25 protein-coding genes are annotated in these 26,421 nt (G+C 40.8%); 8 read left to right on the top strand and 17 right to left on the bottom strand.

Going from position 1 to position 26,421, the window contains the following annotated elements:
* Nucleotides 1-1,356: a Na(+)-translocating NADH-quinone reductase subunit A gene (locus tag ABJD64_RS02035; protein WP_348176890.1), complete on the bottom strand. Its 1,356-nt coding sequence runs from the start codon at nucleotides 1,354-1,356 to the stop codon at nucleotides 1-3.
* A 172-nt stretch (nucleotides 1,357-1,528) separates the two neighbouring features.
* Between ABJD64_RS02035 and ABJD64_RS02030 the strand changes: the two genes are divergently transcribed.
* Together ABJD64_RS02030 and ABJD64_RS02025 are read left to right on the top strand one after the other, a co-directional pair.
* Nucleotides 1,529-1,678 carry a hypothetical protein gene (locus tag ABJD64_RS02030; protein WP_348176889.1) on the top strand — a complete coding sequence of 50 codons (150 nt, stop codon included), beginning with the start codon at nucleotides 1,529-1,531 and terminating at the stop codon, nucleotides 1,676-1,678.
* A gap of 20 nt (nucleotides 1,679-1,698) precedes the next feature.
* Entirely contained in the window at nucleotides 1,699-2,385 is a 687-nt protein-coding gene (locus ABJD64_RS02025) for a hypothetical protein (RefSeq protein WP_348176887.1), read from the top strand.
* Between the two features lie 3 nt (nucleotides 2,386-2,388).
* On the opposite strand, the gene ABJD64_RS02020 is transcribed toward ABJD64_RS02025, so the two are convergent.
* The 4 genes from ABJD64_RS02020 to cmk are packed head-to-tail and all read right to left on the bottom strand — an operon-like array spanning nucleotide 2,389 to nucleotide 5,139.
* Entirely contained in the window at nucleotides 2,389-2,925 is a 537-nt protein-coding gene (locus ABJD64_RS02020; RefSeq protein ID WP_348176885.1) for a metal-dependent hydrolase, read from the bottom strand.
* Nucleotides 2,926-3,822: a 4-hydroxy-3-methylbut-2-enyl diphosphate reductase gene (locus tag ABJD64_RS02015; protein ID WP_348176884.1), complete on the bottom strand. Its 897-nt coding sequence runs from the start codon at nucleotides 3,820-3,822 to the stop codon at nucleotides 2,926-2,928.
* Nucleotides 3,823-3,850: 28 nt separating this feature from the next.
* On the bottom strand, nucleotides 3,851-4,405 hold the full coding sequence (locus tag ABJD64_RS02010) for a hypothetical protein (RefSeq protein ID WP_348176882.1): 555 nt from the start codon (nucleotides 4,403-4,405) through the stop codon (nucleotides 3,851-3,853).
* Between the two features lie 50 nt (nucleotides 4,406-4,455).
* On the bottom strand, nucleotides 4,456-5,139 hold the full coding sequence (gene cmk, locus ABJD64_RS02005) for a (d)CMP kinase (RefSeq protein ID WP_348176880.1): 684 nt from the start codon (nucleotides 5,137-5,139) through the stop codon (nucleotides 4,456-4,458).
* A gap of 415 nt (nucleotides 5,140-5,554) precedes the next feature.
* Here cmk and ABJD64_RS02000 point away from each other — a divergent pair, with 415 nt between their 5' ends.
* Entirely contained in the window at nucleotides 5,555-6,658 is a 1,104-nt protein-coding gene (locus ABJD64_RS02000) for a hypothetical protein (RefSeq protein ID WP_348176878.1), read from the top strand.
* Nucleotides 6,659-6,687: 29 nt separating this feature from the next.
* Here the strand turns inward: ABJD64_RS02000 and ABJD64_RS01995 are convergent, their stop codons facing one another.
* The 6 genes from ABJD64_RS01995 to mazG form a co-directional block, all read right to left on the bottom strand.
* Nucleotides 6,688-7,785, bottom strand: a complete 1,098-nt coding sequence (locus tag ABJD64_RS01995) for a prolipoprotein diacylglyceryl transferase (RefSeq protein ID WP_348176876.1) — start codon at nucleotides 7,783-7,785, stop codon at nucleotides 6,688-6,690.
* 6 nt (nucleotides 7,786-7,791) lie between these two features.
* Nucleotides 7,792-9,249: a TrkH family potassium uptake protein gene (locus tag ABJD64_RS01990; protein ID WP_348176874.1), complete on the bottom strand. Its 1,458-nt coding sequence runs from the start codon at nucleotides 9,247-9,249 to the stop codon at nucleotides 7,792-7,794.
* Complete coding sequence (trkA, locus tag ABJD64_RS01985) at nucleotides 9,246-10,586, bottom strand: Trk system potassium transporter TrkA (RefSeq protein ID WP_348176872.1); 1,341 nt, start codon at nucleotides 10,584-10,586, stop codon at nucleotides 9,246-9,248. The genes ABJD64_RS01990 and trkA overlap by 4 nt, the downstream gene beginning before the upstream one ends.
* A 97-nt stretch (nucleotides 10,587-10,683) precedes the next feature.
* Entirely contained in the window at nucleotides 10,684-11,376 is a 693-nt protein-coding gene (gene mnmD, locus ABJD64_RS01980) for a tRNA (5-methylaminomethyl-2-thiouridine)(34)-methyltransferase MnmD (RefSeq protein WP_348176870.1), read from the bottom strand.
* Nucleotides 11,369-11,857 (bottom strand): 2-C-methyl-D-erythritol 2,4-cyclodiphosphate synthase, encoded by a 489-nt coding sequence (ispF, locus tag ABJD64_RS01975; protein WP_348176868.1) that lies wholly within the window; start codon nucleotides 11,855-11,857, stop codon nucleotides 11,369-11,371. The genes mnmD and ispF overlap by 8 nt, the downstream gene beginning before the upstream one ends.
* Before the next feature lie 108 nt (nucleotides 11,858-11,965).
* A complete protein-coding gene (mazG, locus tag ABJD64_RS01970) occupies nucleotides 11,966-12,766 on the bottom strand; it encodes a nucleoside triphosphate pyrophosphohydrolase (RefSeq protein WP_348176866.1) in 801 nt (266 codons plus the stop codon).
* A gap of 84 nt (nucleotides 12,767-12,850) precedes the next feature.
* On the opposite strand from mazG, the gene ABJD64_RS01965 reads away from it, so the two are divergent.
* Together ABJD64_RS01965 and glmM are read left to right on the top strand one after the other, a co-directional pair.
* On the top strand, nucleotides 12,851-13,078 hold the full coding sequence (locus ABJD64_RS01965; RefSeq protein WP_348176864.1) for a hypothetical protein: 228 nt from the start codon (nucleotides 12,851-12,853) through the stop codon (nucleotides 13,076-13,078).
* Between the two features lie 142 nt (nucleotides 13,079-13,220).
* Nucleotides 13,221-14,618, top strand: coding sequence for a phosphoglucosamine mutase (gene glmM, locus ABJD64_RS01960; RefSeq protein ID WP_348176862.1), 1,398 nt, complete (start codon nucleotides 13,221-13,223; stop codon nucleotides 14,616-14,618).
* Nucleotides 14,619-14,648: 30 nt separating this feature from the next.
* Here the strand turns inward: glmM and ABJD64_RS01955 are convergent, their stop codons facing one another.
* From ABJD64_RS01955 to ABJD64_RS01940, 4 genes are all read right to left on the bottom strand, one after another.
* The gene (locus tag ABJD64_RS01955; RefSeq protein ID WP_348176860.1) at nucleotides 14,649-15,323 is read right to left on the bottom strand and encodes an HAD hydrolase-like protein; all 675 of its coding nucleotides are present in this window, start codon (nucleotides 15,321-15,323) and stop codon (nucleotides 14,649-14,651) included.
* Nucleotides 15,324-15,328: 5 nt separating this feature from the next.
* The gene (locus tag ABJD64_RS01950; RefSeq protein ID WP_348176858.1) at nucleotides 15,329-16,057 is read right to left on the bottom strand and encodes a dienelactone hydrolase family protein; all 729 of its coding nucleotides are present in this window, start codon (nucleotides 16,055-16,057) and stop codon (nucleotides 15,329-15,331) included.
* A 7-nt stretch (nucleotides 16,058-16,064) separates the two neighbouring features.
* A complete protein-coding gene (locus ABJD64_RS01945; RefSeq protein ID WP_348176856.1) occupies nucleotides 16,065-16,946 on the bottom strand; it encodes a hypothetical protein in 882 nt (293 codons plus the stop codon).
* 130 nt (nucleotides 16,947-17,076) lie between these two features.
* Nucleotides 17,077-19,485 (bottom strand): TonB-dependent receptor, encoded by a 2,409-nt coding sequence (locus ABJD64_RS01940; RefSeq protein WP_348176854.1) that lies wholly within the window; start codon nucleotides 19,483-19,485, stop codon nucleotides 17,077-17,079.
* Between the two features lie 235 nt (nucleotides 19,486-19,720).
* Here ABJD64_RS01940 and ABJD64_RS01935 point away from each other — a divergent pair, with 235 nt between their 5' ends.
* Together ABJD64_RS01935 and ABJD64_RS01930 are read left to right on the top strand one after the other, a co-directional pair.
* Nucleotides 19,721-20,791 (top strand): histidine kinase, encoded by a 1,071-nt coding sequence (locus ABJD64_RS01935; RefSeq protein WP_348176852.1) that lies wholly within the window; start codon nucleotides 19,721-19,723, stop codon nucleotides 20,789-20,791.
* Entirely contained in the window at nucleotides 20,772-21,533 is a 762-nt protein-coding gene (locus ABJD64_RS01930) for a LytTR family DNA-binding domain-containing protein (protein ID WP_348176850.1), read from the top strand. The genes ABJD64_RS01935 and ABJD64_RS01930 overlap by 20 nt, the downstream gene beginning before the upstream one ends.
* A 20-nt stretch (nucleotides 21,534-21,553) precedes the next feature.
* On the opposite strand, the gene ABJD64_RS01925 is transcribed toward ABJD64_RS01930, so the two are convergent.
* Together ABJD64_RS01925 and ABJD64_RS01920 are read right to left on the bottom strand one after the other, a co-directional pair.
* On the bottom strand, nucleotides 21,554-23,341 hold the full coding sequence (locus ABJD64_RS01925; protein WP_348176848.1) for a YHYH protein: 1,788 nt from the start codon (nucleotides 23,339-23,341) through the stop codon (nucleotides 21,554-21,556).
* Nucleotides 23,342-23,343: 2 nt separating this feature from the next.
* On the bottom strand, nucleotides 23,344-23,817 hold the full coding sequence (locus ABJD64_RS01920; RefSeq protein WP_348176846.1) for a DUF6702 family protein: 474 nt from the start codon (nucleotides 23,815-23,817) through the stop codon (nucleotides 23,344-23,346).
* A 470-nt stretch (nucleotides 23,818-24,287) separates the two neighbouring features.
* Here ABJD64_RS01920 and ABJD64_RS01915 point away from each other — a divergent pair, with 470 nt between their 5' ends.
* Nucleotides 24,288-26,411, top strand: coding sequence for a nitrite/sulfite reductase (locus ABJD64_RS01915; RefSeq protein ID WP_348176844.1), 2,124 nt, complete (start codon nucleotides 24,288-24,290; stop codon nucleotides 26,409-26,411).
* The last annotated feature ends 10 nt before the right edge of the window (nucleotides 26,412-26,421 follow it).

Genomic DNA, 26,421 nt, shown 5'->3' with positions numbered 1-26,421 from the left:
TTAACTATTTTTTACTAGATCTAGTCCTTCTCTTAAAATGGCTTGCACATCGTTTTTCGACACATCAATAAACTCACACAGTGCCAAATCTTCTTCAATCACTTCGTAGATACCCAAACCTTCCATATCATCAAAATCCTCTGCGAGGATTGCTTTCAACAAATAGGTAGGTAGAATGTCCATTGGAGTCACCTTATCAAAGGCACCAGTCTGAACAAATGCTCTGTGTTGGCCTCTATTATTCGTGTCGAGCACAAATTCCTTTTTCTTTCCGCCAAGGAATGACAACAAACCAAAAGCTCTGTGAAAGCTCAATCGATTGGTTGTAGGTAAAATCCAACCAAACAGCTCATAGTAATCTCCTTCCGGAATTACGCTCAGTTGATGGTGATAAAAACCTAAATAACCTGTTGAATTGATCTGGTTACCTGTCAACACATTACCAGAAATGTATCGTACATAACCATCCTTGATGGTACCATCGATCAACTTGCTGATCGCAGCTCCCGAATAAGTTTTGTAGTACTGTGGTGCTTTCACTTCAGAACCAGCTAATGCAATCACTTTAGACGCATCGTACTTTCCTTCAAGGAAAAGTTTTCCAATCTGAGCTACTCCATAGGGATGCACTGTCCAGGAAACCTCACCTTTGTTGATCGGTGCCAAATGATGAATCTGAACGCCAACATTGCCTGCAGGGTGCGGGCCTGTAAAGGTGTTCGTTTGTGCCTCAGAACCTTTAAAGAAATCTGAGGAGTCCGAAGCGTTGATATTCACATGAACTTCGCCTTCTGTCAATTTCGACAAAATGCTGATTCCTGCCTCAAAGTACTTTTTCTGTCCTTCCAGGGTATAATTCATATCCGGAGCCAGGGGATGTGTATCAAATGCAGATACAAAAATATTTTTGGGAGAGTCGTTTGGATCTGCCACGACACCGAATGGTCGCTGGATAATATTAGGCCAAACTCCACCTTTAGTCATCTGGTCGATAGCCGCTTCCTTTGAAAGACCTTTCACGTCGTCATGCTTACCGAACGCCTCGAAGGATACCTCTTTATCAGCTAATATTCTAACTTCTAAAATTTTTCTCTTAGCACCTCTTACCACTTCGGCAATCTCACCACTTACGGGTGAGGAGTACATCACGTTTTCTACCAATTTGTCGACCATGATTGGCGTACCTGCCTTCACATTGTCGCCCTCCTTCACAAGAAGTTTCGGGCGGTTCATACCAACAAAATCTGTGGGTTTAATGGCGTAAGTCTCCACTGGCGGGAGCTCTCCGATTTTTTTTTCAGCTTTTCCTGCGAGATTAATGTCGAATCCCTTCTTAAGCTTTATATTCTGAGACATATTTTAATGCAAAAGTCCTGTTTTATAAAACGAGGCAAAAATAATAAAAAATTGATGATAATGGGCTAGGAGCGCAATTATCGTAAAAGTATTTGAGGATGGAAAGCGGAGAGAAAAAAATTGCGAATTGATATTAGTTTACGGGTCAAACAGAATCAATCAAAAGTACGTCATGAAAAGGGTACTGACATTCGAAGAAACATCGGCTGACACACCTCCTCCTTCGGTCTTTTACCTACACAAAGACATCATTGTTAAGGTTGAGATTGTTGCATCGCTTAATTCACTTAGCAGTGAATTAAGCGATGCAACAATAACGTAGACTTGTTTTATTTTTATCTTATGAAAAAGAAAATTCTACTCCCATTACTCGCCATGACGCTGCTCGGTTTTTCTTCAAGAGCGCAAGGCATTTCGGCCTCCGTATTAATTCCTAAAGATGGCTATCTCTCAGTACCTGTCAGTCCGCTATCGATTCGCGGTCTTGGTATCAGTATGGGTATGCTCGGTATTGAAACCGGTGCTTCTTTATATAATATGCCAGGCTTACCTATGAAAGGCCTTCCTTTTGAAGCCAACAAACCACTTACCGGGCCACATTGGTCAATACTGATGCCGCTGCAGCTGTCTTTGACCATTGATTCGGACGCTATCGCGGTGAAGTTGCTGGCGGGGGGTTTTGGCATGGGCCATATAGCCCCAAGAATCAACTACGGCAACATGGATCGTGCTATTCGGGAATATGAGAATTGGGATGTTGCCAATTCCGACTTAAGTGTCGAAAACAAAATCGGGTTCGGCTGGATGACGGGAGTGGAATTTGCTTTTCATGTCAGTAGTAAATTTTCAATTACTACGGAGGTGCAATATCTATCCGGGACTTCAGGTGCAGCCATTACTGGAGAATACTCTGGTGGCTCTGTAGGAAGCAATGTTGAAACTCGTACCATCGATTATCCAGATGCCGAAGTGCTATTGGAGGGAGTAGAGATATCGGTTGGGGTGAAGATGAATACGAATAAGAAGTAAATCCTATTTCGAAAGCTTTCTAATTGCTATTGAACCAACTGCAAGCACAGCGGACGGTAGACCTATCCAGAGTACCTCACTCCTAAGCACCTTTAGCCCCCATTCTGAAAAAAATCTCTCCACTCCAATCGGCGAGACTGCAATAGGACGCCAGGGGAGAAAATACCGAGTATCATCCCAGGGAGAAAATAGAGCGACGCCAAGTCCTCCATTAGTCATAGCATCTAATAACGCATGAGAGACTGTACACAAGAAAAAGAAGCTCCAAAGAAAACAAAAGACTTTCCACGAAAACCGTCTAAGAGAAAAACAAATAGCGCACAGTATTCCAAAAAGTAAGGCAAAAAGAATGGAATGCGAAAACCCGCGATGCCCCCAAAAACTTTCATAAGGTATACCAAATTTGAAAGCAATTACATCTAAGTCTGGAACAATGGTGCAAATCACACCTACTAAAATGACTAGCCAACTGATATGTTTTTGAGAAAAACTCTTACCCAGAGCAATGGCTACTACTGCATGACCGAAAGCTGAAGCCATTTATTTAGGGACTGCAGCAAATTGAGATTGGATGAAATCTCTCACTTGCTCCATCAACCACATCGGAGTAGAGGTGGCTCCACAGATGCCCACGGAATCTGTAGGCTCGATCCAACTAATGTCAATTTCTTCTTCGCTTCCTACGAAATAGCTTCGTTCATTGAAATTCTTGCATACACCGTAGAGCGCTCTTCCATTTGAACTTTTCTTGCCACTTACGAAGATGATTACATCATGCTTTTGCGAAAACTTCTCCATACTTGGTTCTCGGTTGGATACCTGTCGGCAAATGCTGTCATTGGCTTTGAAATCAGTGACTTCCAATCCCTCTCCCTTGACCGCTTCTATTCTAGTCTCAATCATTTCCTTGAAACGATAGAAGCCTTTGGTGCTTTTGGTGGTTTGGCTATATAGTGTAACAGGTCTTGAAAAATCGATTTGATTGAGATCTTCATCTTCCATAACAATAATCGCTTTTTCTTTGGTTTGCCCTGTCAGGCCTATGACTTCGGCGTGTCCGGGCTTACCATATATCACAATCTGACCTTCGCGTTCTTCCATTTGGTCGAATGACCCCTTTACTCGATTTTGAAGTTTGAGTACGACCGGACATGATGCATCAATCAACTCGATGTTGTTTTCGATGGCAATCTTATAGGTCTCTGGTGGTTCGCCATGCGCTCGGATAAGCACTTTGCAGTCATGTAGTTTTTTCAACTCTTCATGTTCAATCACCTTTAGACCCTTAGCTGCCAATCGATCTACCTCCATGTGATTGTGCACAATATCTCCCAGGCAGTAGAGCTGTCCGTTCTCATTGAGCTCATCTTCCGCCATTTCAATGGCATACTCCACACCAAAGCAATACCCAGAATTTTTGTCGATTTCTATATTCATTCTTTCAACAACGAGATTTGATGCAAAATTATATCAATTCTTTTTGAACAGACTTGTACAGCTGTCTGTATTCAACCATTTCTTCTATGTATTGATTGATAACCGCAGTAGAATCTTCCTCATGAAGAAAATAAATAGACATATCCGATAGTTTCCATCGGAGTTGATACTTTTTCAAATAGGGATTGAAGCGATTACCGTTGGCTGAGGAGAGTACAATGCCCATTTCACGAGCCAACGAGTCTGTAGCATGATTTAGCGACTTATATGAAACGGCTCCGTATTTGATGGCAAGCTCGTCTGCAATGGCACGATCAAGTTCATACTTCTTTCGACACAATACACCATCGATATAATAAAGTGTAATCTTACTGACTTCCGCATCGTGAAGCTGAATGTCAGGTTCGTCGATGATATGAAATTCTATTCGATCATTATAAAACTTTCCGAAAAGGTTTTCATCAGCATTTGCCAAATCCGGCTTTTCTGTATTCACCTCAATACTAGACCAAACATCAACAATTGGATTTTCGGTAGCCATGTACTCCTGAACATCTTGATTCGCTGCCTCTGGTCTGCTCATTGGCTGACAGCTGGCTAAAAGCACACCCATAAGGAGCAAACTCCTGGTCATTACGAGTCCACCATCTTTGTGGTAGCCAATTGCACGATGTGCTCGACTTGCTCTTCCAAAAACATATGCGTGGTATCTACCTCAACGCTATTTTCGGGTCGAATAAGAGGACTCTCTTCTCGTGTGGTGTCAATCCTATCCCGCTTTCTAAGGTTTTCTTTTACTACATCCAAATCGACCAATTGATCCTTGTCAAAAAGTTCTTTTTGTCTCCGTTCTGCCCTAACATCGAAATCAGCATTCATGAAGATCTTTAATTCTGCCTCGGGAAACACTACGGACCCAATATCGCGCCCATCCATCACAACACCTTTCGATCTCCCCATTTTTTGCTGCTGCTTTACCATGGCCAGTCTAACTTCTCGAATCGCTGCTACTTCGCTCACTTTTTGGGAGATTTCCATGTCCCGAATTTTAGCTTCAACGTTCAATCCATTCAAAAAGGTCTCGTTTTGGCCTGTAGACTCATTGTGATGAAAAGTAATTTCTATGTTGTCAAGGGCCTTACTTACAGACTTTGGATTAGTTAGATCAATATAGTGCTCGATGAAATACAAAGTAACAGATCTGTACATCGCTCCTGTATCTACATATCCATAATTGAGTGCTGCAGCTACTCGCTTGGCTGTGGAACTCTTTCCGCAAGCCGAATAGCCGTCAATGGCTATGATGATTTTTCTCATAAGATGTTTAGCTCAAGTGGGTTAATGAGTCAATAATTCTTTAAGGTGCTCTTGACTTTTAGCAGTCTTTTATTGGGCAAGGAATTGGCTTGCCTTTCTTGATCTTCCTTGGTTTTCTCTCTTTAGGATAATGAGACGACTTACATGAGCCAAAACTTAGTAGCAACCCTATTAAAATTAATGAAAAAGTTCGTGAAGTGAGTTTGTAGCGCATGTAAATTTTTGTTTGAACAAATATAGCAACAAATGAATTTTTGAATCCAAAGATTGTACTCGCTTTTATAACGGTGTATATTGAAACAATCATATAGCATACCAGTCATTGCCAGTCCTTTTTATAGTTTTTTTCACTTAAAAAAATCCAAGGAGGGTTCGCAGTTCGTATCTCTATCGATTTTAACAAAAAATAATAAGCATGAGTACCATCACAGCAAAGGCGGACGATATCAAATGGCCCGAAATTTTTAGTCTAGGTGCATTAAATGTTTCAGTTGTCATCAGTTGGATAGCCTATCATGAATATCAACCTATACTATTAGAAAATTTCAGTTTTGATCACCTGTCAGACTTTTTGATTATTTCAAAAGCGTTGATTCTGGTGCTTATTCCTGCTCTGGCTGGACTTTTAGCAGATTATCTTTTGAGTAAAAACGGAAAGTTTTTTACCCTGTTCACGGTAGGGATTGGGGCTACAGCTATGATTTTCATGATCGTAGCCTCAATAATTGGTGCCGGACCCGTAGGTGCACTCAAACCCTTTTTGCCTTATATGATAATTCTCTGGTTGGTATCCATGAATCTGTTTATCAGCCCGGCCTATTCGATGATTGAGGCTTTTGCCCCAGCTCAAAAACTTCCTATTGTGATGGGTTTTTTATTTTTAGTCACAGAATTAATCTATGCTTTGGAGCCATTGGTGGTAGGGCTTGTTCAGTTTTTTGGTGATACACTTACATTTATTGTTGGTGGAGTATTGATCTCAGCAAGTGGTTATCTTTTTCACAAAATATCCTCGGATGAGGTCATATCCAGAAAAAAAGAATTGATGGAAGCAAAAGTGAAACCGCAAAGTTTTCAAAGCTATATCGCGATTTTAACAATAGGTCTGGCACTTGGTGTAGGAAAAGCCTTTTTGGTCGAATATATTCCCGCTCGATTCGAAACAATCTTTCCCGAATCAGGAGATATGGGGAGTTACATATCCTTCGGTCTACTAGGGCTTTCTGCTGTTTTGGCTTTTGCAATTAGTAAAAAAGTCGCCAGCATGAGCACACAAAAGGTACTTATCACTAGTCTGGTTATTATTGGTCTTGGCGCTATGATATTGCTGGCTTCACCAGATTTATCCTTGTCAATAGCCGGAGGAATAATCACGGCTATTGGATTTAGCATTTTAAATATTAGCGGATTGCCCTTTGCCATCAATCAGCTCTCGGTAAAGCACATTACCTACGGTGTGGGTATTTACATTGGCGCATCAGAAGTTTGCTCCGGTTTATTTGAGTATTATTTTCGTTAGAGATAAAATCACGCCGACAAATTGCCTTCTTAGGCCTTTTTCTTTTCAGATCCCCAATACTTGATCATAAAGGTAACGCCCCAAAAGAATAATGGAATACTTAGCCACTGACCCATGTTGAGCGGGATATCGGCTTCCCATGCTTCCTGATTTTCCTTGAAGAACTCAACAATAAATCTTTCGGACCACAGCATGGTCATAAAAAAGCCGAAGAGAAAACCGGTTTTGAGCTGATTCCTATGATAGAACCACACATGAGCCAATATCAAGAACATCAAAACACAGGCCATAGATTCATATAATTGGCCCGGATGTCTGGGTATTCCGAGTATATGAATTCTTGCATACTGCGTACCTCCTTCCTTATACAATTCATAAGGCATAACGGTACCCTTTTTATGGTATATATGTTTCTGCAATCTACTGGGGCGACTAAAAGCATTGGGCACGTTTCTTTCAAAAAAGCTTTTGGAGGCATTGTCATCTAATTCGACACCCCTCTTATATTCCAATACAATGGTTATTGGTACTAAGCCCGCACTATCGCTTTCGGCTTTTCCGCCTTCTTCAAAAGAAACCTCCTCAATTCGCTCATCTCCATTCAAAAACATGTCTTCGACGCTTCGAGCAAATACGATTCCACTATCTGAACCAGTAGGCAGACCTATGATCTCTGAATTCATAAAATTCCCAAAGCGAATAAAGGCACCGACCAAGACTGTGACAATAGCCACACGATCCAAAATCCATAGGTAGGTCACTCCATATTTTCTGGCGTAGAGGTATAGTGCGATAAACATCCCTATCGCTCCTCCATGACTCGCTAATCCGCCTTCCCAAATTTTTATTATTTCAAGAGGGTTGCTCAAATAATAGCCAGGGTTATAGAACAAGCAATGCCCGAGTCTTGCTCCTACCACCACAGCAATCACCAAGTACATAGTGAGTTGATCAACATCTTTCGGATTCTTGTTTTCCTTTTTGAAAATCCAATACATGACCTGTTGAGCCACAATAAATCCCATAGCAAACAGAAGTCCATACCAACGTACTTCTCTGTCTATACCAGGAATAGTAAACATTTCTGGACTTGGGCTCCAGATGATAAATTCAAGAATTGATGTCATGCTTAGTTATATTTTTCGCCAAAAATATGGCGTAAGTAAAATCAATACAGTAAAGAGTTCTAGTCTTCCAAGGAGCATTAAAAAAGATAAAAACCATTTCCCTGTGTTTGGTATATTGGCAAAATGGTCCACTGGACCCACATCTCCAAGGCCGGGACCTATATTGCCAAGACAGGTGGCAACAGAACTAACCGCAGTAAGAAAATCTGCTCCAACCCAAGCCATAATAGCCGAACCAATTGCAAAAATGGAAATGTAAATCATGATAAAGGCCAAAATATTGAAAGTAATATCCCGATGCACTGCCTTTTTGTTCAATCTTACAGGAATAATTGCTGAAGGGTGCAACTGCCTTTTAAGCTCAAGTATGCTGTTTTTTATCAATACGATGTGTCTCACAATTTTTACACCTCCGGCAGTACTTCCGGCTGATGCGCCAAAAAACATCATTACAAATATCAAAACGACAATTGATGACGCCCATTGACTATAATCGGCTGTCACATAACCTGTGGTGGTAATAATAGAAATAACCTGAAAAAGTCCGTCCCTGAATGATTTCTCCAATCCATGAGCTGAGTGAGTATAAACACTAATTGCGCAAATTGCAGTCAGAAGAATACAAAAGGAGGAATAAAACCTGAATTCTTCATTTCTATATACTGTCTTGAACTTGCCATGCAGACCAAAATAGGTAAGGGTAAAATTCGTGCCTGCCAGGAACATAAAAATTGTTATCGTGTATTGGATAAAGGGTGACTGAAAATGGGCAATACTTGCATTCTTTGTTGAAAAACCGCCCGTGGCCATAGTCGTCAGGGCATGGTTGATAGCATCATAAAATGTCATTCCGCCGATCCAGAGCAACAACATTTCCGTCAGCGTTAATCCTACATATATCAACCATAGCCTTTTTGCGGTTTCGGTAATTCTTGGCTTCAGTTTGTCAGGGGAGATTCCAGGTGCCTCTGCCACAAAAAGCTGCATACCACCAATCCCCAAAATAGGCAAAATGGCGACTGCAAGCACAATTATTCCCATTCCACCAATCCATTGCGTCAAGCTTCTCCAGAATAAGATTCCCTTATCTATAGATTCAATATCCGTGAGAATCGTGGCCCCCGTCGTGGTAAAACCTGAAATAGTTTCAAAAAACGCATCTGTAAAATTGGGTATTGACCCGCTCAAAATATAGGGCAAGGTTCCAAAAACTGACATGGTCAGCCATCCTAGCGTGACTATAAGGTAGCCGTCCTTTTTCTTAAGTTCTTTGGATCTGTTCTTTCGTGTAAATGCAAAAGTGATATACCCGATTAACATGGTAATACCTCCTGATTTTAATAATGGAATCAAATCTCCATCTTTAAAATGTAAGCTGAAAGGGATACAAAGCATCATAAAGGCACCATTGAGGAGCAAAAGCAGTCCTAGTACATTGATGATGACTTTATAATTAAATCTCATTTGAAGTATGCTTCTACTTTTCGGATGCACTCAGAACGAGTCAGAACAACAACTCTGTCTTTGACCTCAAAGTGAAAATTTCCTCTTGCAATATGTCCACGTCCATTTCTGATGACACCACCAATGATGGCTGACTGAGGGAAATTCAGATTTCTCAACTCATGATCAAGAATTTTAGAGCCTTCCGTAACTTCAAACTCCAATATCTCAGCATCAACTCCGTGAATTGTGGTCATATTTACCACCTGCCCCTTTCGGATATATCTGAAGATGAAACTAGCCGCAATGAGCTTTTTGTTGATCATTGTGTCCACACCAATATTTTGAGACAAGTGGATATAGTCCATGTTCTCTACCAGCGATATGGTTTTGCCCACGCCATGATTCTTAGCCACCAAGGAAGAAATTATGTTTGTTTCTGAATTTCCAGTAACAGCAATAAAGGCATCCATATCATCAATACCCTCCTCCTTTAGTAAATCCACATCGCGTCCATCTCCATTGATGATCATGGTATTTTGTAGCATATCCGCCAGCTCAAAACACTTATCTCTGTCCTCTTCTATTAGCTTGATATTATATCTTTTACTAAGTTGAAGTGCCGCTTGAATTCCAATCTTACTTCCACCGAGAATCATGATGTTCCGAATATCCTCACTTTGCTTTTTGGCTAAGTCCAATACTCGTTCCACTCCATCTGGCTGACAAATGAAATACGCGTGATCATTGTTAAGAAACTTGTTATCGCCATGTGGAATGATTGTTTCCCTGTCCCTAAGAATAGCAACCGTTGTAAAACTATGGTCAGGGTTGAGATAGGCGGCCTCGACAAGCGTCTTACCGTTGAGTTCGGAATGCTCATCGATAGTAATACCTACCAAAGACAAGGTTCCTTTTTCAAAATCAAATAAATCTGTCAGTGCCGTTTGCTTAAGCAAACGCTTAATTTCTTTGGCCGCCAAGGACTCAGGAGAAATAATCTCATCAATGCCAATATCCTTTAAATCCAATATTTCCTTTTTGTGCAGATATTCCGTGTTAGTAACTCGAGCTATGGTCTTGCGAGCTCCCAGATTCTTACCTATGATAGAAGTCGAAATGTTTGTGGTTTCAGACTCAGTGACGGCAATCAAGAGATCTGCTTTTGCTATTTGAGCTTCTTCCAGTGTTCGAAAAGAAGTGGAGTTGCCCTTCGTGGTTTGGACGTCCAAATGATTGGCAATGTACTGCAACTTATCATCATCCATATCGATGATGTTAATATCGTGCGATTCAAAGGCCAGAAGTTTGGCCAAATGAAACCCAACATCCCCTGCACCTGCTATTATAATCCTCATATATGGCTTATCCCTTTACCAGTTGGTGTTAGCAAATATAAAAAAACCCTCCTGTTGTGAAACTAATCCTGTGTTTTGTTAATTTATTTTCGATGAGTTAAACGCCAAAAGTCTTTTTAGTACCTCTAGTCATCTCTTTCTTTCCTGGCGGACCTTCCAGTTCTTCTGTCTCAAAACCAGCCAATTTCAAATCTCTCTTGAATTGACCTTGTGCGCAATATGTTACGAATACGCCTCCTTCATCGAGCAAGTCGAACATTTTGTTCAAGATTTCCAGAGACCACATCTCTGGCTGTTTGGAGGGGGCAAATGCATCAAAGTAAACTATATCGAAAGATTGAGCAGGGGTATCAAAATCAAATAGATCAGACTTGTTTTTTATCAGTGAGAACTGATCGGTGATTGCCTGCTCCTTACCCCAACCGGAAGAATGAATCTGGTCAAAAATTTCTTCCGCCTCAGTTCCCTTCTTGTTTCTATAATTTAATTGATTGACCAAATTGGCTTCCAAGGGAAATTTTTCAATAGATACGAATTTGATCTTCAAATCAAAATCCATAGCTGCCAAGGCCGTGAGCCAAACATTCAACCCTGTGCCAAAGCCTATTTCAAGAATCCTGATTTCGTTCTGATCCGTATGCATTTCCCTAAAATGATTGAGTCCCATTTTGAGAAAAACATACTCCGATTCTGTAATTGCCCCGTGTGTAGAATGATAAGTCTCATTCATTTCTGGAATAAGGAGTGAAGATGACCCATCCCGGGTTTCTATGACCTTGATGTTAGACATTCTTATAAATTAGAGCCACCGCGTGAGCAGATACGCCTTCCTCTTTACCCACGAACCCTAGTTTCTCAGTTGTGGTGGCTTTGATAGAAACATCCTCTTCTTCCATTCCCATTACCTCGGCTAGCACAGCTTTCATTTGTGGGATGTGCGGATTGACCTTAGGGCGCTGTAAACAAATGGTACAATCTACGTTGCCAATCTCATAGCCTTCGTCACGAAGGAGATTCATCACATCTTTAAGAAGAATTTTGCTGTCAATACCTTTGAACTTTGGATCTGTATCGGCAAAATGAAAGCCTATATCTCTCATATTGGCCGCTCCAAGTAAAGCATCGCAGATTACATGAATCAGCACATCTGCATCTGAATGGCCAACCGCTCCATGTGTATGGGGTACTTCTATACCTCCGAGCCAAAATGGCTGCCCTTCTGCCAGTTGATGCACATCGTAGCCATAGCCTATTCTAATGTTCGGTTTCATGTTTTCAATGATTTAGTGGTTTAATGATCGAATGGTTCAATGGTTTAATGGTTTAATGCCTCATTATATCACTAATTCAGTGCTCAATTAACTCATTGTTTAACTGACTCATTGATTCTTAGCTTTCTCCCAATACTTGTCCATTTCTTCCAAGGTCATTTCTCCCATAGTTTTACCGTCCTTTTTGCTTTCGGATTCAAGGTATTGAAATCTTTTGATGAATTTTTTATTGGTACGCTCCAGAGCTTCTTCCGGATCTATATCTACAAAACGGGAATAGTTAACTAAAGAAAACAGCAGATCGCCAAATTCATCTCTGGCTTTTTCTTTTTCATTGTTCTCAACTTCGGTTCTAAACTCGACTAATTCCTCATGCACCTTATCCCAGACCTGGTTCTGATTGTCCCAATCGAAACCTACTCCTCGTGCTTTTTCCTGAATACGCATGGCTTTTACCATGGCAGGAAGGGACTTGGGTACCCCTCCCAGAACAGAAACATTTCCCTTTTCTTTGAGCTTTAGTTTCTCCCAGTTCTCTTTCACTTCCTTTTCATTTTTGACTTCAGTATCACCATATATATGTGGGTGACGATGGATCAGTTTGTCACAAATACCGTGAAGCACATCAGTAATGTCAAATTGATTGGTCTCCGAAGCGATTCGGGAGTAGAAAACCATGTGCAACATGATATCACCGATTTCCTTTTTTACTTCTTCCAAATCGTTCTCCAAAATAGCATCTGACAATTCATAGGTCTCTTCAATTGTTAAGTGACGAATAGACTGAATTGTTTGCTTCATGTCCCAAGGACAATTTTCTCTCAACTCGTCCATGACAGTCAAAAGTCTGTCAAAAGCGGCCAATTTGGCTGAACGATTGGAATCTGGCTTACTTTTTGCGATGGGCATGAAAAATGATCTTGATCATTAATGTGGAACTTATGACAAAGCTATTGGCTTTAATGTATAAATTTGCATTCAACATTTGAAAATATGACTACAATATTGTTAGGAATTGGTTTTGTGGCAATATTCTTCATTTTTATGAGCGTACGTCTCATATTTTTGAAAAATGGGGAATTCAAAGGCACTTGTGCTTCACAAAATCCTTATCTCAATAAAGAAGGCGAAGCATGTGGGTTCTGTGGCAAGACTGTTGCTATAGGAGATTCATGCGGCAATCCTGAAAATGAAGTTGATAAGGTCATGAATAAATTTTAATTCGTCGATAATAACGACAACCAGCATTTCTAAAAGAATTTAAAAACGTAATCACGGGAGCATAGGCAAAATTTCGAAAGACACTTTCGAATCTCAATGGTTTGTCTAGTTTTGCGCACCCTAAAAACTAATACATCAATAGATGACACTTATAAAATCAATTTCTGGAATCAGAGGCACCATCGGTGGCAAAGAAGGAGAATCGCTGACTCCCAATGACGTAGTAAAGTATGCTGCAGCATTCGGGTACTGGGCGAAGAAAAATTCTGGAATCAATAAAATAGTGATTGGTCGAGACGCTCGCCCATCGGGTGAGCTAATCACAAAAATAGCAGCGGGCACCCTGCAAGGTCTAGGTATTGATGTAATCGACCTTGGTCTTTCTACCACGCCTACAGTAGAAATGGCCGTACCTGCTGAAAAAGCTGGTGGAGGAATCATTATAACAGCTAGCCATAACCCCAATGGCTGGAATGCACTCAAACTTTTGAATGCAGAAGGAGAGTTTATTTCTGCGGCCGATGGCGATAACATTTTAAAATTAGCAGATTCAGATGAAATCGAATTCACTGTCTCCAAAGATCTTGGTAAATACGAACAAAATGATTCTTATATCGACTATCACATTGATCGAATCCTTGAATTGGATTTGGTAGACGTCGATGCCATTCGAAATAGAAATTTTAAAATCGGAGTGGATGCTGTAAACTCTACTGGAGGAATTGCCATTCCTAAATTGTTGGAGAAACTTGGGGTAAGGGATTATCACATCTTTTTTGGAGAGCCTAATGGTTTGTTTCCGCACAACCCTGAACCGCTTCCAGAGAACATCACTCACATCTGCAACGAGGTTGAAAGTGGGCATCTCGATCTTGGGATCGTTGTTGATCCTGACGTGGACCGTTTGGCTTTTGTTGGAGACAATGGTGAACCTTATGGTGAGGAGTATACACTTGTTACTATTGCCGATTATGTTGTAAAAAATAAACCTGGCAATACGGTCTCAAACATGTCCTCTACAAGAGCGCTAAGAGATATAACCGAACGTGTCGGAGGACAATATGAAGCTTCCGCAGTTGGTGAGGTGAATGTGGTAAACAAAATGAAGGCTACAAATGCCATAATAGGTGGAGAAGGAAATGGAGGTATAATTTTACCCGAATTGCATTATGGGAGAGATGCTTTGGTAGGCATCGCTTTGTTCTTAACTCATTTGGCCAAGTTTGGTAAATCAGCGTCTCTTTTGAGAGCCATGTATCCAAACTACCACATTTCGAAAAACAAAATTGATTTAACACCCGAAATCGATGTTGATTTTGTACTAGAGGAGGTGAAGAATAAATACGAAAAGCAGCCAATCAACACGGAAGATGGTGTAAAGATCGAATTTGACAAAGAATGGGTTCATCTTAGAAAGTCAAACACTGAGCCAATTATTCGAATCTATGCAGAATCCGATTCCAGAAACACAGCTGACGCAATGGCAAAGAAGTTGATGATGGATATCAAAGAGATTGTTACTGAGAAGATCGAGGATTAATCTCTATAACTTTAATATCAAGGTCGGATTTTAAAATCCGCCCTTTTTTATGATCAATTTTTCGTCCACATCCAGATAGTTTTTAATTACATTTTTCGCACCTTTTGCACTTAGCCTACCATTGTTTTCGTAATCAATTCCTACGAAATCGATATTCAATTCCTTAGAAGCTCTGAGATCCCACTGACCGTCACCAAAGTAAGTAATGGAATCCACATGTCTAATGTCGTATTGCTCTATGGCAGCTTGGATCGCTAGCTTTGTAATCTCAGTCCTTTTGTAGTGATCATCCGCTGATCGCAGTATGTAATCGATAACTTTGATATTTAAACATTGGAGCTTCAAATATGCCGTCCTGCTCCAGCCTCCAGTGGCAAAGGCAATCAATACTTTTTTTTGTGCGCCTAGTCTGGCGATAAATTCTGAGGCCCCAGAAATTTCTTGAAATTCGCTCACCCTTGAAGTGAGAAGGTCAAAAAAATAGTCCTTGGTTCTATTTACCTCTCCTTCCGTTGGCAACCGGTCTAAGTGTTTAAGAAAAATTTCATTGGTCAATCCACTATCAGTCACATGCTCGAAATCATTCCAATCAGCACCTGATAAATCAATTTGATACAAATCCATAAAGGTTTGAATGAAGCACTCATCATCAACAGATACCGAGTTCACAACGGTACCATCTATATCAAAAATGGCCAGGTTCATTGTAGTTAGATACGGCCAAAAATCTCCTCAAAAAAATTGATCATGGTTTGCCAGGCGCGTCGGTTGGAGGTTTCCTTATAGTACATTCCTTTTTCTGGAAATTTAGCCGCCGGATTTGTAAAGGCATGACCTGTGTGTCCGAAGGCCAGGATTTGCCAATCGGCATTTCTCTCAGTCAGTTCATGACCAAGAGCCACCGTACTTTCCGGATCAGCCAGTGGATCTTCCCATCCATGCAACACAAGCACTGACGCCTTGATATCTCCTTGATGCTCCATACCAGGCTTATCATATATGCCATGGAAGCTGACTACACCGCCGATCTCTGCGCTTGATCTTGCCAAGTCCAGCATGCACTTGCCCCCAAAACAAAAACCAATACCACCAACCTTGGTCTCGTCAACTTCAGGGTGTTTTTTTAAAGTATCAAGAGCAAGTAGAATATTGTTTAGTAAAAGTCCTCTGTTGTCTAAAAAAGGCTTCATCAAAGCATCTGCTTCTTCTGGTGCGGTTGCCCTTTTACCTTTACCGTACATATCCAATGCAAACGCCACATATCCTAGTTTGGCTAATTCTTGTGCCCTACCAATTTCAAAATCCGACTGCCCTTTGAAAGTATGGGAAACTAGTATACCTGGTTTCTGTCCCGCAAGATCTTCATCCCAGCAGATCACTCCTTCGAATGTATTCCCTGACGTAGGATCCTGATAAATAAGTGCCTCTGATTTTATCATAAACTAATTAATCATGTGAGATTTTCTTGCCCACCTTATCTTTGATTTTGTAAAATTCAAATTGTAGTTCTGTTCCTCCCTTTTTATCAAATCTAAAAGTGTTGGTCTTTGAATCATACAAAACCTCGAAAAATTGTTCTTCCAGCTCTCCCGAAATCACATGTGTGTTTTTCACCTCTGAATCTCTAAGGCTGAGCATACTTGCGTAGTCAACGGGCAAATCAAGTATGATGTAATCTTCAATATACAAATCATGACTCTTCCCATTGAGGCGAATTTTTATGCCTTCTTTGGTTTTCTGAAATTGAGTCCGATATAAATAAACTGCTCCCAGAACATCATTGGGGGATGGGGTTCTTTCCCTAAAATTTCGCTTGTTGTAGTACTGCGCTACGGTAATGATATCTTTCCATCTCAATTTGAAACTGGATGACGCAATGTAAGAAAGAGACTCATCATCGTCCTGAACAAATGACTTGAAACCCTCTAATCTCTCGGCCTTCAGCGATTTAGAATCTGTGACACTTAGTATTTTTTCTAATCTACCATCCTTTTCCGCATATAGACTTTGATTGTTACCTGTCCCTTCAAATATTGAAACATTCCCTACTTCGAGCCGGCTCAAAAATAGATGACTTTTCTCGTCAGTCTCCGGATTTTTTTTCAGGAAGTAAGTTCTCTCTTTCATTCCTTCACTATATCCGTAAACTGAATCGCACGGGTAAATTTCGAACGCTTTGGTCTCTGCATTTTTTATTTCAACCTCGCCGTTAAACATGGCCAACCTTGAGTAAGGAATACGTTTATTGTTGCGCAAAACCAAGCTATCCTGGGAGAATCCAGGAAAAACTATGAGAAAGGTTATGATAAGTAGGATTGTAGCTCTCATAATGAACTGAATGTAATATTTGTTCTTCAAATATATAAAAGGTCAGTCCCGCCTCATCCCTACCGGCCAGAAAGAATAAAAAAAGCCTGTCAGCACAAAACCGACAGGCTCCAATCCATAAACCTAGTCCTCAAAACTGTATTCTGTATAAAATGTCAGGAAAGAACCCAATCTGCTCAACCACATTGATCTGATCAGTCACTTCATTGTATCTTTTCACAAATTCATTTTTCCGGTTGGTGACATTTTGTAAGTCCACGAAAAACTGGTGCGACACATTCTTCTTGGCACTGTTGATCCGAACTCCAAATTTCACATCCCACCTGAAGTAATCGCCATAATTCATGGTATAAGCCTCGTCTTCAAATCTTACCTCATCACCTGCATTGTTTCGAGTGCCATCCAAATCAATTGGCGTATAAGGCTTACCGCCTGAAGTGGTCAGCTTGGTATCGAACGTCCAGGCATTTTTTTGACCCTTTCCAAATTTCCATTCCTTTCCGAAAAGGATATTGTATACGAAGTGATTATTAAAAGCAGTACTTCTTTCAATCCCATCGCTACCTTCATATTTTGAATCAAAAAGAGAGGTCGTCATCAGCATATAGTAGTTATTGCTAAAGAACTTTTCTAAAGTCACCTCCACACCATAGTTTCTCCCAATACCATCGTTGATCAGTGAGCCTTTCTCCTCAAATACAAAATCGGCTCCTTCATTCAAAATCGAATAACTACTCGGCGTACGTTCCACAGGTACATCAAAAATGTACTGATAATAGGTCTCTGCTTTCAACCGCCAGCTGGGGCCAAGATTTCTATCATAACCGAGAACAACGTGATGGCTTCTCGTAAATCCAAGGTCCGCATTGGTTTTTTCATAGACCCCGGCACTTACTTCTTCTTCATAAAACAAGATTGGGCTTGGCACCGCCTGAGCATGTAGGCCGTAAGCAAGGCTGAGCCTTTGACGTGGATCGAACTGCCAGCTAATGGCCGCTCGTGGTTCCAATGCTGTAGACTCCGTGTAGCTGTGATACTGACTGTGAAGACCAGCTGTGATACTCAACTCATCGGTTACATTGTATTCTGCCTGAGCAAATCCCTGAGAAACGGTGTATTGATCTTTGAAATCTCTGATCAAACGATAATAATCCGGAACTCCATCAGCATCTGTGTCTGGAATCCCTGCCTGATTGTCTCTATCTTCCACAAAGAAATTAGCATCATATAATTCAGTTACAACCCCTGCTCTTAGTGACCAGCTTGCATTAAATTTTTTGTTGAAGGTGGAAGATAAATTGTATCTGATTTCGGTATTGTCCACGTTGGTCGACCTATATTTCAAAACGGTATTGCCATCCGAATCTCTTATAAGATTATCTTGATTATACGTGTTAGCAGTCGCCGAAACTCCCAGAATCGTTTTTAAATAAGTCGTCTTATTGAGTCGAAGCAAATGAGAGAGCCCTAATACACCCAGGTCGCTATTCACGTAGGCGTCCTCATTCGGATTGGCAAAAAGATCTGTTTCATCTATTTCATCTCCAAAAAAATCGATGCTGCTTAAGCCGCCTAATCCAAAGATCTCAAACCTTCCAATCTTGGAATCTCCGAGGTTAGCCTTGAATGAAAAGTCGTGATAAATAGGAATGGCGCTTGTGCCTGGGGCAGCAAATCGTGCAATTCCATATCGGTAAGAAGCTACAAAGGATGAATTATTTCCTTTTTTGAGAGGACCTTCGGCCATAAACTCTAATCCTGAAAAAGCTGCCAACTGACCAGTAAACTCATATTTTTCGGTATTTCCGTTTCTAAAATTCACATCGAAAACAGCAGCATTAGCATTGCCATATTCCGCCGGGAAAGCACCAGTCATAAAATCCGAATTTCTCAGCAAGTTTGTATTTAACGCACTAACGGGGCCTCCTGTGGAACCAATTGTATTGTAGTGGTTTACCGTAGCTACCGGCATACCCTCTATTCTCCATAGCAAGCCACTGGGGGAATTGCCCCGTACTACAATGTCGTTTCTTGAGTCATCTGGCGCACTTACACCGGCAAATGAGGCCGCCATTCTCGCTACATCGTTTCTCCCACCCGAAAATCTGGTGACCTCCTCCAAACTGAAGGTCCTGGCACTCACCTTCGCCAATTCGTTGATGGGTAAGTCCTTATTGGCATCTGCCGTAACTACTATTTCTTCGAGCTTCTCTACAGATTCCTCAAGTTTGATGTTAAGTATGACTTCCTTACCTGTCGTGACCAGTACATTAGGAATCGTTTGGTTTTTGTATCCGAGGTACTGAACAATCAACGTCTGCCTTCCGATTGGAACATTTTCTAACTTAAAATATCCATCCATATTAGCTACTGTTCCTAGATAAGGATCGGAGCCAATCAGGCCAACTGTAGCTCCAAATAAAGGGTACTCCGCCTGGGCATCGAGTATTTGCCCTTTTACGGTCTGTGTTTGAGCCGTAGCTTTCAAACTGAGAAGAGCCACCAGCATTCCGAGCACTATGATTAACTTCTTATTCATGGTTTCTGATTTTGAATTTTCATTATAGACTCGAAATTAGAGTGAGGGTTAACATTCTCGGGGTTTAATATGACCGAGTTGGGAAATTTTCAATATGAACCGGGGAATTTCAAGGATGAAAAATTCGTGTTTTGATTATTATCTTAATTGGGGAATGTCCGGGTTCATTCAGAGAAATTCACGGTTCAACTGCCGTATGTATCGAGCATGATCAAAAACCTTATATTATTGTACTATGAAATGGAAATGGCCAAGTGAAAAAGTTATTCGATGGGTGGGTATTCCTGTTTTAGGGCTCATCATGACCTTTATTGTCAAAGCAGGTAATCACGCTAATAAGCCTCTACTAGAAAATTTTGTAGTCTCAACCGTATTTACAGCAGTATTATGGAACGGTGCGGCAATGATCATTTTCTCGTTGAGGAGAAAGTACCCAGATATTCAGCAGACCGCCAAGCGTCTAATCATCACCTCATTAGTCGTAACTATATTTTTGATTATTGCACCAAATATTATTCGATTGGTCTTAGGCATTCATACGTGGGCTGAAATTGCACAGCTCAAAACCATTTTTTCACATTCAGAAATCAACATGGTTGCTGCTTTTATGGTCTCTTCGATCTATGAAGGCACGTATTTTTTTGGTAAATGGAAAGAATCTTTCGCACTCAACGAACAACTCAAAAACCAACAAATCCGGACTCAATTCGAAGTATTGCAAAATCAAATGAGCCCACATTTCCTTTTCAATAGCCTGAATACCCTCACCACATTAATAGCGGAAGACCAAAAGTCGGCTATCGACTTTACGCAGACTTTGTCAGAAGTATACCGTTATATCCTTCAGAACAAAGAGAAGGAACTGGTTCGTCTTAAGGAAGAATTGGAATTTTCAAAATCATATGTCTTTTTGCTGCAGATGCGCTATCCAGAAAACCTAAATGTTGATTTTTTCATCAAACCAGAACATGAAAAATTGTTCATTGCCCCTCTTACACTTCAGATGCTAATTGAAAATGCTATCAAACACAACATTGTCTCAAAGACGGCTCCTCTACATATTGAAATATATGTAGACAAAGGAGAAGTCATTGTGGTAAAAAACAATTTGCAATTGAAAAATACACTAGAGAAATCCACGAAAACCGGACTGGCCAACATCAAAAAAAGATATCAATTTTTGGGCAATCGGGAAATTGACGTGATCGAATCTCAAAAAAATTACATGGTAGCAGTGCCTTTGATCGAAATGCTAACAGAAATAGAGTTTTCAAAAGAATTAGCCTATGAAGGTATTGATCATTGAGGACGAAGCGCCCGCCTTTCGTCGATTGCAAAAGCTCTTGGAAGAACTAGATGAGTCTATCGAAATAGTAGAAGTTTTTGATGGTGTAAAAGAAGCTGTCAAATGGCTGAACAATCACCAATGCCCCGACTTGATTTTCATGGATATCCAGCTAAGCGATGGTTTGAGTTTTGAAATTTTTGAGCAGACTGAGATTACCAAGCCTATAATATTCACCACGGCATTTGATGAGTATATGCTGAAGGCTTTTAAGGTCAATAGTATTGACTATTTACTAAAGCCCATCAACAAAGAAGATCTGTTGCGTAGTTTGGAAAAGTATCGAAATTTGAAATCCCAGTTTTCCGATACACCGCCACCTTCAATTCAAGAGTTGATTAAAAATATTCGCCTGGACGATCGGAAATTTAAATCAAGATTTCTGGTGAAAATGGGTGAAAAAATGATGTCAGTAGAAACAGAAGACATCAGCTGTTTTATGGCCAAATCTGGTTTGGTTTACCTACTTACCAAGGGAGGAAAGAAATATCTAATGGACCAAACGCTTGACGAAATCATCAAAGAGCTGGATCCGGAAAAGTACTACCGGGCTAATAGACAATACATCCTAGGTTATGCCGCCATTCAGGCAATCCATAAATTTGGAAAGAGTAAACTACTGGTGGAAACCAATTTTGAGCATGAAGAACAAATTGTAGTGAGCAGTGAAAAAGCCACTGCATTTAAGCAGTGGCTTGGTTAACCTTTATTCTCTAATTTATCCTATTTTCCTATTTTCCATTCATCATCTGGCGTGCCCACAAAACAGTTTGGGGTAACAGGGAAATCAGCAGTAATAACATAATAATAGGTCCCATTAGGATACTCAGGTGTCACACCGGTGCGTCCATTACATTCATCGAGGTTTCCGACATTGGCCATGTATTCAAAATCCTGAATATAAAACCCGTCATAGGTTCCATCCGGAGCCGTAGTACCGTCACCAGGTCGGCTTCCTGATCTCAATTGATAACTGGATTTAAGCTCTTTGATCGCTGATGTTGGGTCATTTTCATCTGTATAACCATACTTGTAATAAATAGGGAACCCATCTCCGGCAAACCCATAAATCAATGAATGTCTGCTACCGTCTTCTTCATCGGCCAACGCTACAATATCTCCATGATAATGGTAGTTACCAGCTGATGTGACGTGTGCTCCATACGCATCTAATCCGGTATCATCCTCTTCCGTTACTTTGGCTTGCCATTCCCAATTCTCCTCGCCGGTATCCGGGTTTTCCCATGGTTTCAGTCCCATAGGATGAAATTCTATCCCATTCACGGCAACACCAAATTGATAAAATTTGTCGTTTGATGGAGTAGGCCCTCCTGTTTCATCATAGACGTAAGTAATACTGCCAGCCTTCTCAGGAGTCAAATCTATACCATGAGTAGATTCAATGGCCGTTGGATCCGCATTAGGGAAGCTACCCACAGCATGACTTGGGTATTGATTGGATGATATGGTTCTTATGTCACCGCTAATTGAAAAACAAACTTGGCTTATGCTGGTACTTGAATAGGAGCATGTAGTTGTAGTTCCCTCTTCTGAGTCTAATTGATTGTCATAGACGTGGCTTCCCGTATATGGAACTAATTTGAAATAGTAAGATTTCTCCACTTCCAAAATCGTAATATTCAAAGGTGAGATGGAGGTTCCATTATAAATTAATTGCTCTCCAACTCCATTGTAGCTGGTACTTGCCGGATCGTTTTCACCATTGGTAAGATTAGTAAAACTATCTTCTGTATTGATGACAATTGCATATCCATCTGCACCATCAACTGCCGTCCATGAGTCTATGGTCAGACTATTTCCGTCCTGATTGGAAAAAGTAAAAATATCAGTTGCGGAAATTGTCTCACTAACCTCCACCTTGAAAACATCCGAAATAGAAGCTTCGCTTGGGTCTGATGCAGTCACTGTCACGTTCGTCGTTCCGGCAGACACCTCAGTGATCGTAAGCGTAGTTCCTGTGATACTTACCGTAGCTACAGCTTGATCACTACTTGAAGCGGCATACGACAGATTGTCACCATCTGCATCATTAAAGACATTGGCCAACTCAACAGTAGCAGCACTGAATCCGGCATCTAAAGATTGATCCGAAATTGCGTTAGCCACTGTAGGAGAACTATTGTCCCCGATACTTAGAGTAAATTGAGCTGTAGCGCTACCTCCATCTACGTCTGTTGCAGTCACAGAGATGGTAGTAGATCCATTTCCCACCTCGATAAGGGTTAGCGTTTGTCCATTGATTTCAGCCAGCGCTACTTCTTCATCACTTGACTCAACGGTAAGCGTGATATTATCACCGTCTTCATCAGTAAACACGTCCGACAACAAAATGTCAAATGTTTCAAATCCGGTTGCCAGAGACAAATTTCCAAGTGACTCTGAGAGGGTTGGGGAATTATTCGTACTTCCGGGTTCATCCTCAGTACAAGCAAACGCGATGCTCAGTAAGAAAAGAGCATACAATATCTGTTGATTAATTAAATTTTTCATTGCTAATATTTGATTAAAGTTGATGTCCTGTCGGCGTTCAAGCGAAAGGACCTATTTCTTTCGTGAAAATATGTTTTTATGATATTGGTCTGTGTATCCACTTCGGATAGCAAAATCGTGTTACGGATTTGAATCTCAGATACGGGTTGGTGTGGGGCAATCACTTTCGCTAAAATCACCACCACATCCTCAGTTGAAGAAATTTCCGTGTACTTGAGCCAAGTCTTCATGTTGTTTATTTGGAGCTCGATGTTTTCATTAAGATATTCCGTCAGCTCGCACTGCAGTGATTGTATATTTTGACTGTAGTCATCTATACCAATCGCCTTCAAGGTATTGACTTTGTCCAGGCGGATTTCCATGTAAAACAAATTTTCCTTTTCGTACAAGTCGAAGAGTCCAAAATTGAGTTCGTGACCTAATGCATGCTGGCCCCATATACAACCGATTAAAACAAATAAGACTTTCAGGTTCATAGTAGCGAATTTTAACTGATGTCAACTATGGGACGAGGAGTTGCTCATCAACCCTACTCGTACCAATGATATTTGATACAAATCTCAGCTTAAAAAAATCATGGCTTGCACATTCGGTAATAAATCTCACGTTCTGTTGCGATTTTGTTAAATAATTAACCGAGCGATTCACTTTTTGTCAAAAACAGACGTTGAAAGAAATTTCCCTTCTATCTTTGAACCCTGAATTGATAAACCTCGTTGAAGGAAACACTTCCGGACATAAGGAAATGAACAAGACAACATTAAATACTATCTCAATAATGAACATCTGTTGGATGTGTTGTTGCTGTATGCTTTCATATAGCGGGAGATATACATTTAATGAATTATTGATAAGAAGAAGTTAATTAGATAACAATAAAACATTAAAAAGCCTCTCCCGAGAAATCAGGAGAGGCTTTTTTATTGGACTAAAATCAGAATATACCATGCAAAGTTTTAGAACGGAACTTGAAAATCTAGACAACCCAACCGTCCAAAAAGACATCATTGCCCTGGCAGACAAAATTCAGATTTTTCGTGAAGGAAAAATTGATCCTGACAAATTCAGAAGTCTGAGATTGGCACGTGGTGTCTACGGACAACGTCAACCTGGCAACCAGATGGTTCGTATCAAAATACCTTTCGGTAAAATGACGGTGAAGCAGCTGAGAAGAATTGCAGATATTTCCAACGAATATGGTGGAGGTAATCTGCACGCCACCACCCGTCAAGACATTCAAGTGCATTATGTAAGCCTCGATCGTACCCCGGAACTTTGGGCCAAGCTTGAGCAAGACGATATTACTTTGCGCGAGGCCTGCGGAAACACCTTGAGAAATGTAACCGCTTCTCCAGTAGCCGGCATTGATAAGGATGAGCCGTTTGACGTATCTCCTTATGCACATGCTCTGTTTAAGTATTTCTTAAGAAATCCGGTTTGCCAGGAAATGGGCCGAAAGTTCAAGATCTCATTTTCGTCCAGTGAAAAAGACACAGGTATTTCTTTTATCCATGACATTGGATTTATCCCGAAGCTGAAGAAAGAAGGAGGAAAAGACATTCGAGGATTTAAAGTGATGATCGGTGGCGGCCTTGGTGCACAACCTGTGGCTGCACAAAAGGCCTTTGATTTCTTAGCAGAAGATCAAATGATCCCATTCACCGAAGCCCTACTTCGCGTATTCGATCGCTTTGGTGAAAGAAAAAGAAGAATGAAAGCCCGTTTCAAATTCTTGATTTCAGAAATCGGAATAGACGAAGTGATGCGATTGGTGGAAGAAGAAAGAAAAGCACTCAGCACACAGTCTTATGTGGTTAAAAATTTACTGGGTCAGCCCAGGCTACCGGAAAACCCGGTCTTCTCCGATAAGGCGATCGTAGATCAGGAAAAATATGAAGCATGGAGAAACACCAACGTATTCGAGCAAAAGCAAGAAGGTTACTTCGGTGTTTCTATCAAATTGCCAAACGGAGATATGAATTGGGAAAAAGCTCACGCCTTCGGTGATGTAGTTTTGAAATATGCAGCAGACGATATTCGTGTGACAGTCAATCAGGGCTATCTCCTTCGATTTGTGAAAGAAGAGAGCTTGAAATCGCTTTACGCAGAATTGGATGCTTTGAATCTGGCTGATCCGGGGTTCAACAGTACAGGTGATATCATGGCTTGTGCGGGAACCGACACTTGTAATTTGGGTATTTCCAACAGCACAAGAGTAGCGCTCGAACTTGAAAAAGTGATTGAAAAAGAATATCCTGAGTTGATCAAAAACAATGATCTCCACATCAAAATCAGTGGTTGTCCTAACTCATGTGGTCAGCATGCGATTGCTTCGATTGGGTTCCATGGTTCTTCGCTGAGACACAAAGTAAACAAAAAAACAATCCCTGCTGTACAAGTGTTATTAGGTGGCGGACTAGGCAACAATGGTGACGGCTTTCTCGCTGAGAAAGTAATCAAGGTACCTAGTAAGAGAACGCCCGATGTTCTTCGAGTCTTATTCAATGATTATGAAGAAAACGGAAACGAAGGAGAGTACTACTATGATTACTTCAGAAGACAAGGCAAGGACTATTTTTATCAACTGCTAAAATTCCTGGCGGACCTGGAAAGCTTGCAACCTTCAGACTACATTGACTGGGGTAAGGACGAGCAATTTGAAGTAGAGACAGAAGTGGGTGAATGTGCTGGTGTCATTATCGATTTATTCTCTACCTTGATGTTTGAGGCGGAAGAAAAGCACACCTGGTCGCAGGAAGCTTTCGATGGTGGAAATATTGCCGATGCTATTTATCATTCGTACACTGTATTTATCAATGGAGCTAAAGCCTTGTTGGTAGATAAGGGCATTACAGTAAATAACCAAGTCAGTGTCATGAAAGCTTTTGATGAAGAGTTTGGTCAGGACTTCAATGGATTGACTGGTGGCTCCTTCAAGGATTTTGTTTTGAGAATAAATCAAAACGAACCTTCAGCAGCATTTGCGACTGCCTATCGGGAAGATGCGGCTAAGTTTCTAGATCGAATCAAAGAAGTACAAAAGAATCAGTTGGTCGAAGAGCCAGCATAAACACAACTAA

The organism is Reichenbachiella sp. (genome assembly GCF_039944555.1).
Classification (GTDB): domain Bacteria; phylum Bacteroidota; class Bacteroidia; order Cytophagales; family Cyclobacteriaceae; genus Reichenbachiella.
Note: the sequence above shows the minus strand (reverse complement) of the source record. Positions and strands in the feature narration are given on the sequence as shown.

What these genes read in the sequence shown, in the direction of transcription:
- ABJD64_RS01925 (WP_348176848.1), bottom strand. Translation starts at nt 23,341, where the DNA reads ATGAAAAATTTAATTAATCAACAGATATTGTATGCTCTTTTCTTACTG.
- ABJD64_RS02020 (WP_348176885.1), bottom strand. Translation starts at nt 2,925, where the DNA reads ATGGCTTCAGCTTTCGGTCATGCAGTAGTAGCCATTGCTCTGGGTAAG.
- ABJD64_RS02000 (WP_348176878.1), top strand. Translation starts at nt 5,555, where the DNA reads ATGAGTACCATCACAGCAAAGGCGGACGATATCAAATGGCCCGAAATT.
- ABJD64_RS01955 (WP_348176860.1), bottom strand. Translation starts at nt 15,323, where the DNA reads ATGAACCTGGCCATTTTTGATATAGATGGTACCGTTGTGAACTCGGTA.
- trkA (WP_348176872.1), bottom strand. Translation starts at nt 10,586, where the DNA reads ATGAGGATTATAATAGCAGGTGCAGGGGATGTTGGGTTTCATTTGGCC.
- glmM (WP_348176862.1), top strand. Translation starts at nt 13,221, where the DNA reads ATGACACTTATAAAATCAATTTCTGGAATCAGAGGCACCATCGGTGGC.
- ABJD64_RS01915 (WP_348176844.1), top strand. Translation starts at nt 24,288, where the DNA reads ATGCAAAGTTTTAGAACGGAACTTGAAAATCTAGACAACCCAACCGTC.
- ABJD64_RS01950 (WP_348176858.1), bottom strand. Translation starts at nt 16,057, where the DNA reads ATGATAAAATCAGAGGCACTTATTTATCAGGATCCTACGTCAGGGAAT.
- mazG (WP_348176866.1), bottom strand. Translation starts at nt 12,766, where the DNA reads ATGCCCATCGCAAAAAGTAAGCCAGATTCCAATCGTTCAGCCAAATTG.
- ABJD64_RS01965 (WP_348176864.1), top strand. Translation starts at nt 12,851, where the DNA reads ATGACTACAATATTGTTAGGAATTGGTTTTGTGGCAATATTCTTCATT.
- ABJD64_RS02030 (WP_348176889.1), top strand. Translation starts at nt 1,529, where the DNA reads ATGAAAAGGGTACTGACATTCGAAGAAACATCGGCTGACACACCTCCT.
- ABJD64_RS01930 (WP_348176850.1), top strand. Translation starts at nt 20,772, where the DNA reads ATGAAGGTATTGATCATTGAGGACGAAGCGCCCGCCTTTCGTCGATTG.
- ispF (WP_348176868.1), bottom strand. Translation starts at nt 11,857, where the DNA reads ATGAAACCGAACATTAGAATAGGCTATGGCTACGATGTGCATCAACTG.
- ABJD64_RS01920 (WP_348176846.1), bottom strand. Translation starts at nt 23,817, where the DNA reads ATGAACCTGAAAGTCTTATTTGTTTTAATCGGTTGTATATGGGGCCAG.
- ABJD64_RS01945 (WP_348176856.1), bottom strand. Translation starts at nt 16,946, where the DNA reads ATGAGAGCTACAATCCTACTTATCATAACCTTTCTCATAGTTTTTCCT.
- ABJD64_RS01990 (WP_348176874.1), bottom strand. Translation starts at nt 9,249, where the DNA reads ATGAGATTTAATTATAAAGTCATCATCAATGTACTAGGACTGCTTTTG.
- ABJD64_RS02025 (WP_348176887.1), top strand. Translation starts at nt 1,699, where the DNA reads ATGAAAAAGAAAATTCTACTCCCATTACTCGCCATGACGCTGCTCGGT.
- ABJD64_RS01940 (WP_348176854.1), bottom strand. Translation starts at nt 19,485, where the DNA reads ATGAATAAGAAGTTAATCATAGTGCTCGGAATGCTGGTGGCTCTTCTC.
- cmk (WP_348176880.1), bottom strand. Translation starts at nt 5,139, where the DNA reads ATGAGAAAAATCATCATAGCCATTGACGGCTATTCGGCTTGCGGAAAG.
- ABJD64_RS02035 (WP_348176890.1), bottom strand. Translation starts at nt 1,356, where the DNA reads ATGTCTCAGAATATAAAGCTTAAGAAGGGATTCGACATTAATCTCGCA.
- mnmD (WP_348176870.1), bottom strand. Translation starts at nt 11,376, where the DNA reads ATGTCTAACATCAAGGTCATAGAAACCCGGGATGGGTCATCTTCACTC.
- ABJD64_RS02015 (WP_348176884.1), bottom strand. Translation starts at nt 3,822, where the DNA reads ATGAATATAGAAATCGACAAAAATTCTGGGTATTGCTTTGGTGTGGAG.
- ABJD64_RS01935 (WP_348176852.1), top strand. Translation starts at nt 19,721, where the DNA reads ATGAAATGGAAATGGCCAAGTGAAAAAGTTATTCGATGGGTGGGTATT.
- ABJD64_RS01995 (WP_348176876.1), bottom strand. Translation starts at nt 7,785, where the DNA reads ATGACATCAATTCTTGAATTTATCATCTGGAGCCCAAGTCCAGAAATG.
- ABJD64_RS02010 (WP_348176882.1), bottom strand. Translation starts at nt 4,405, where the DNA reads ATGAGCAGACCAGAGGCAGCGAATCAAGATGTTCAGGAGTACATGGCT.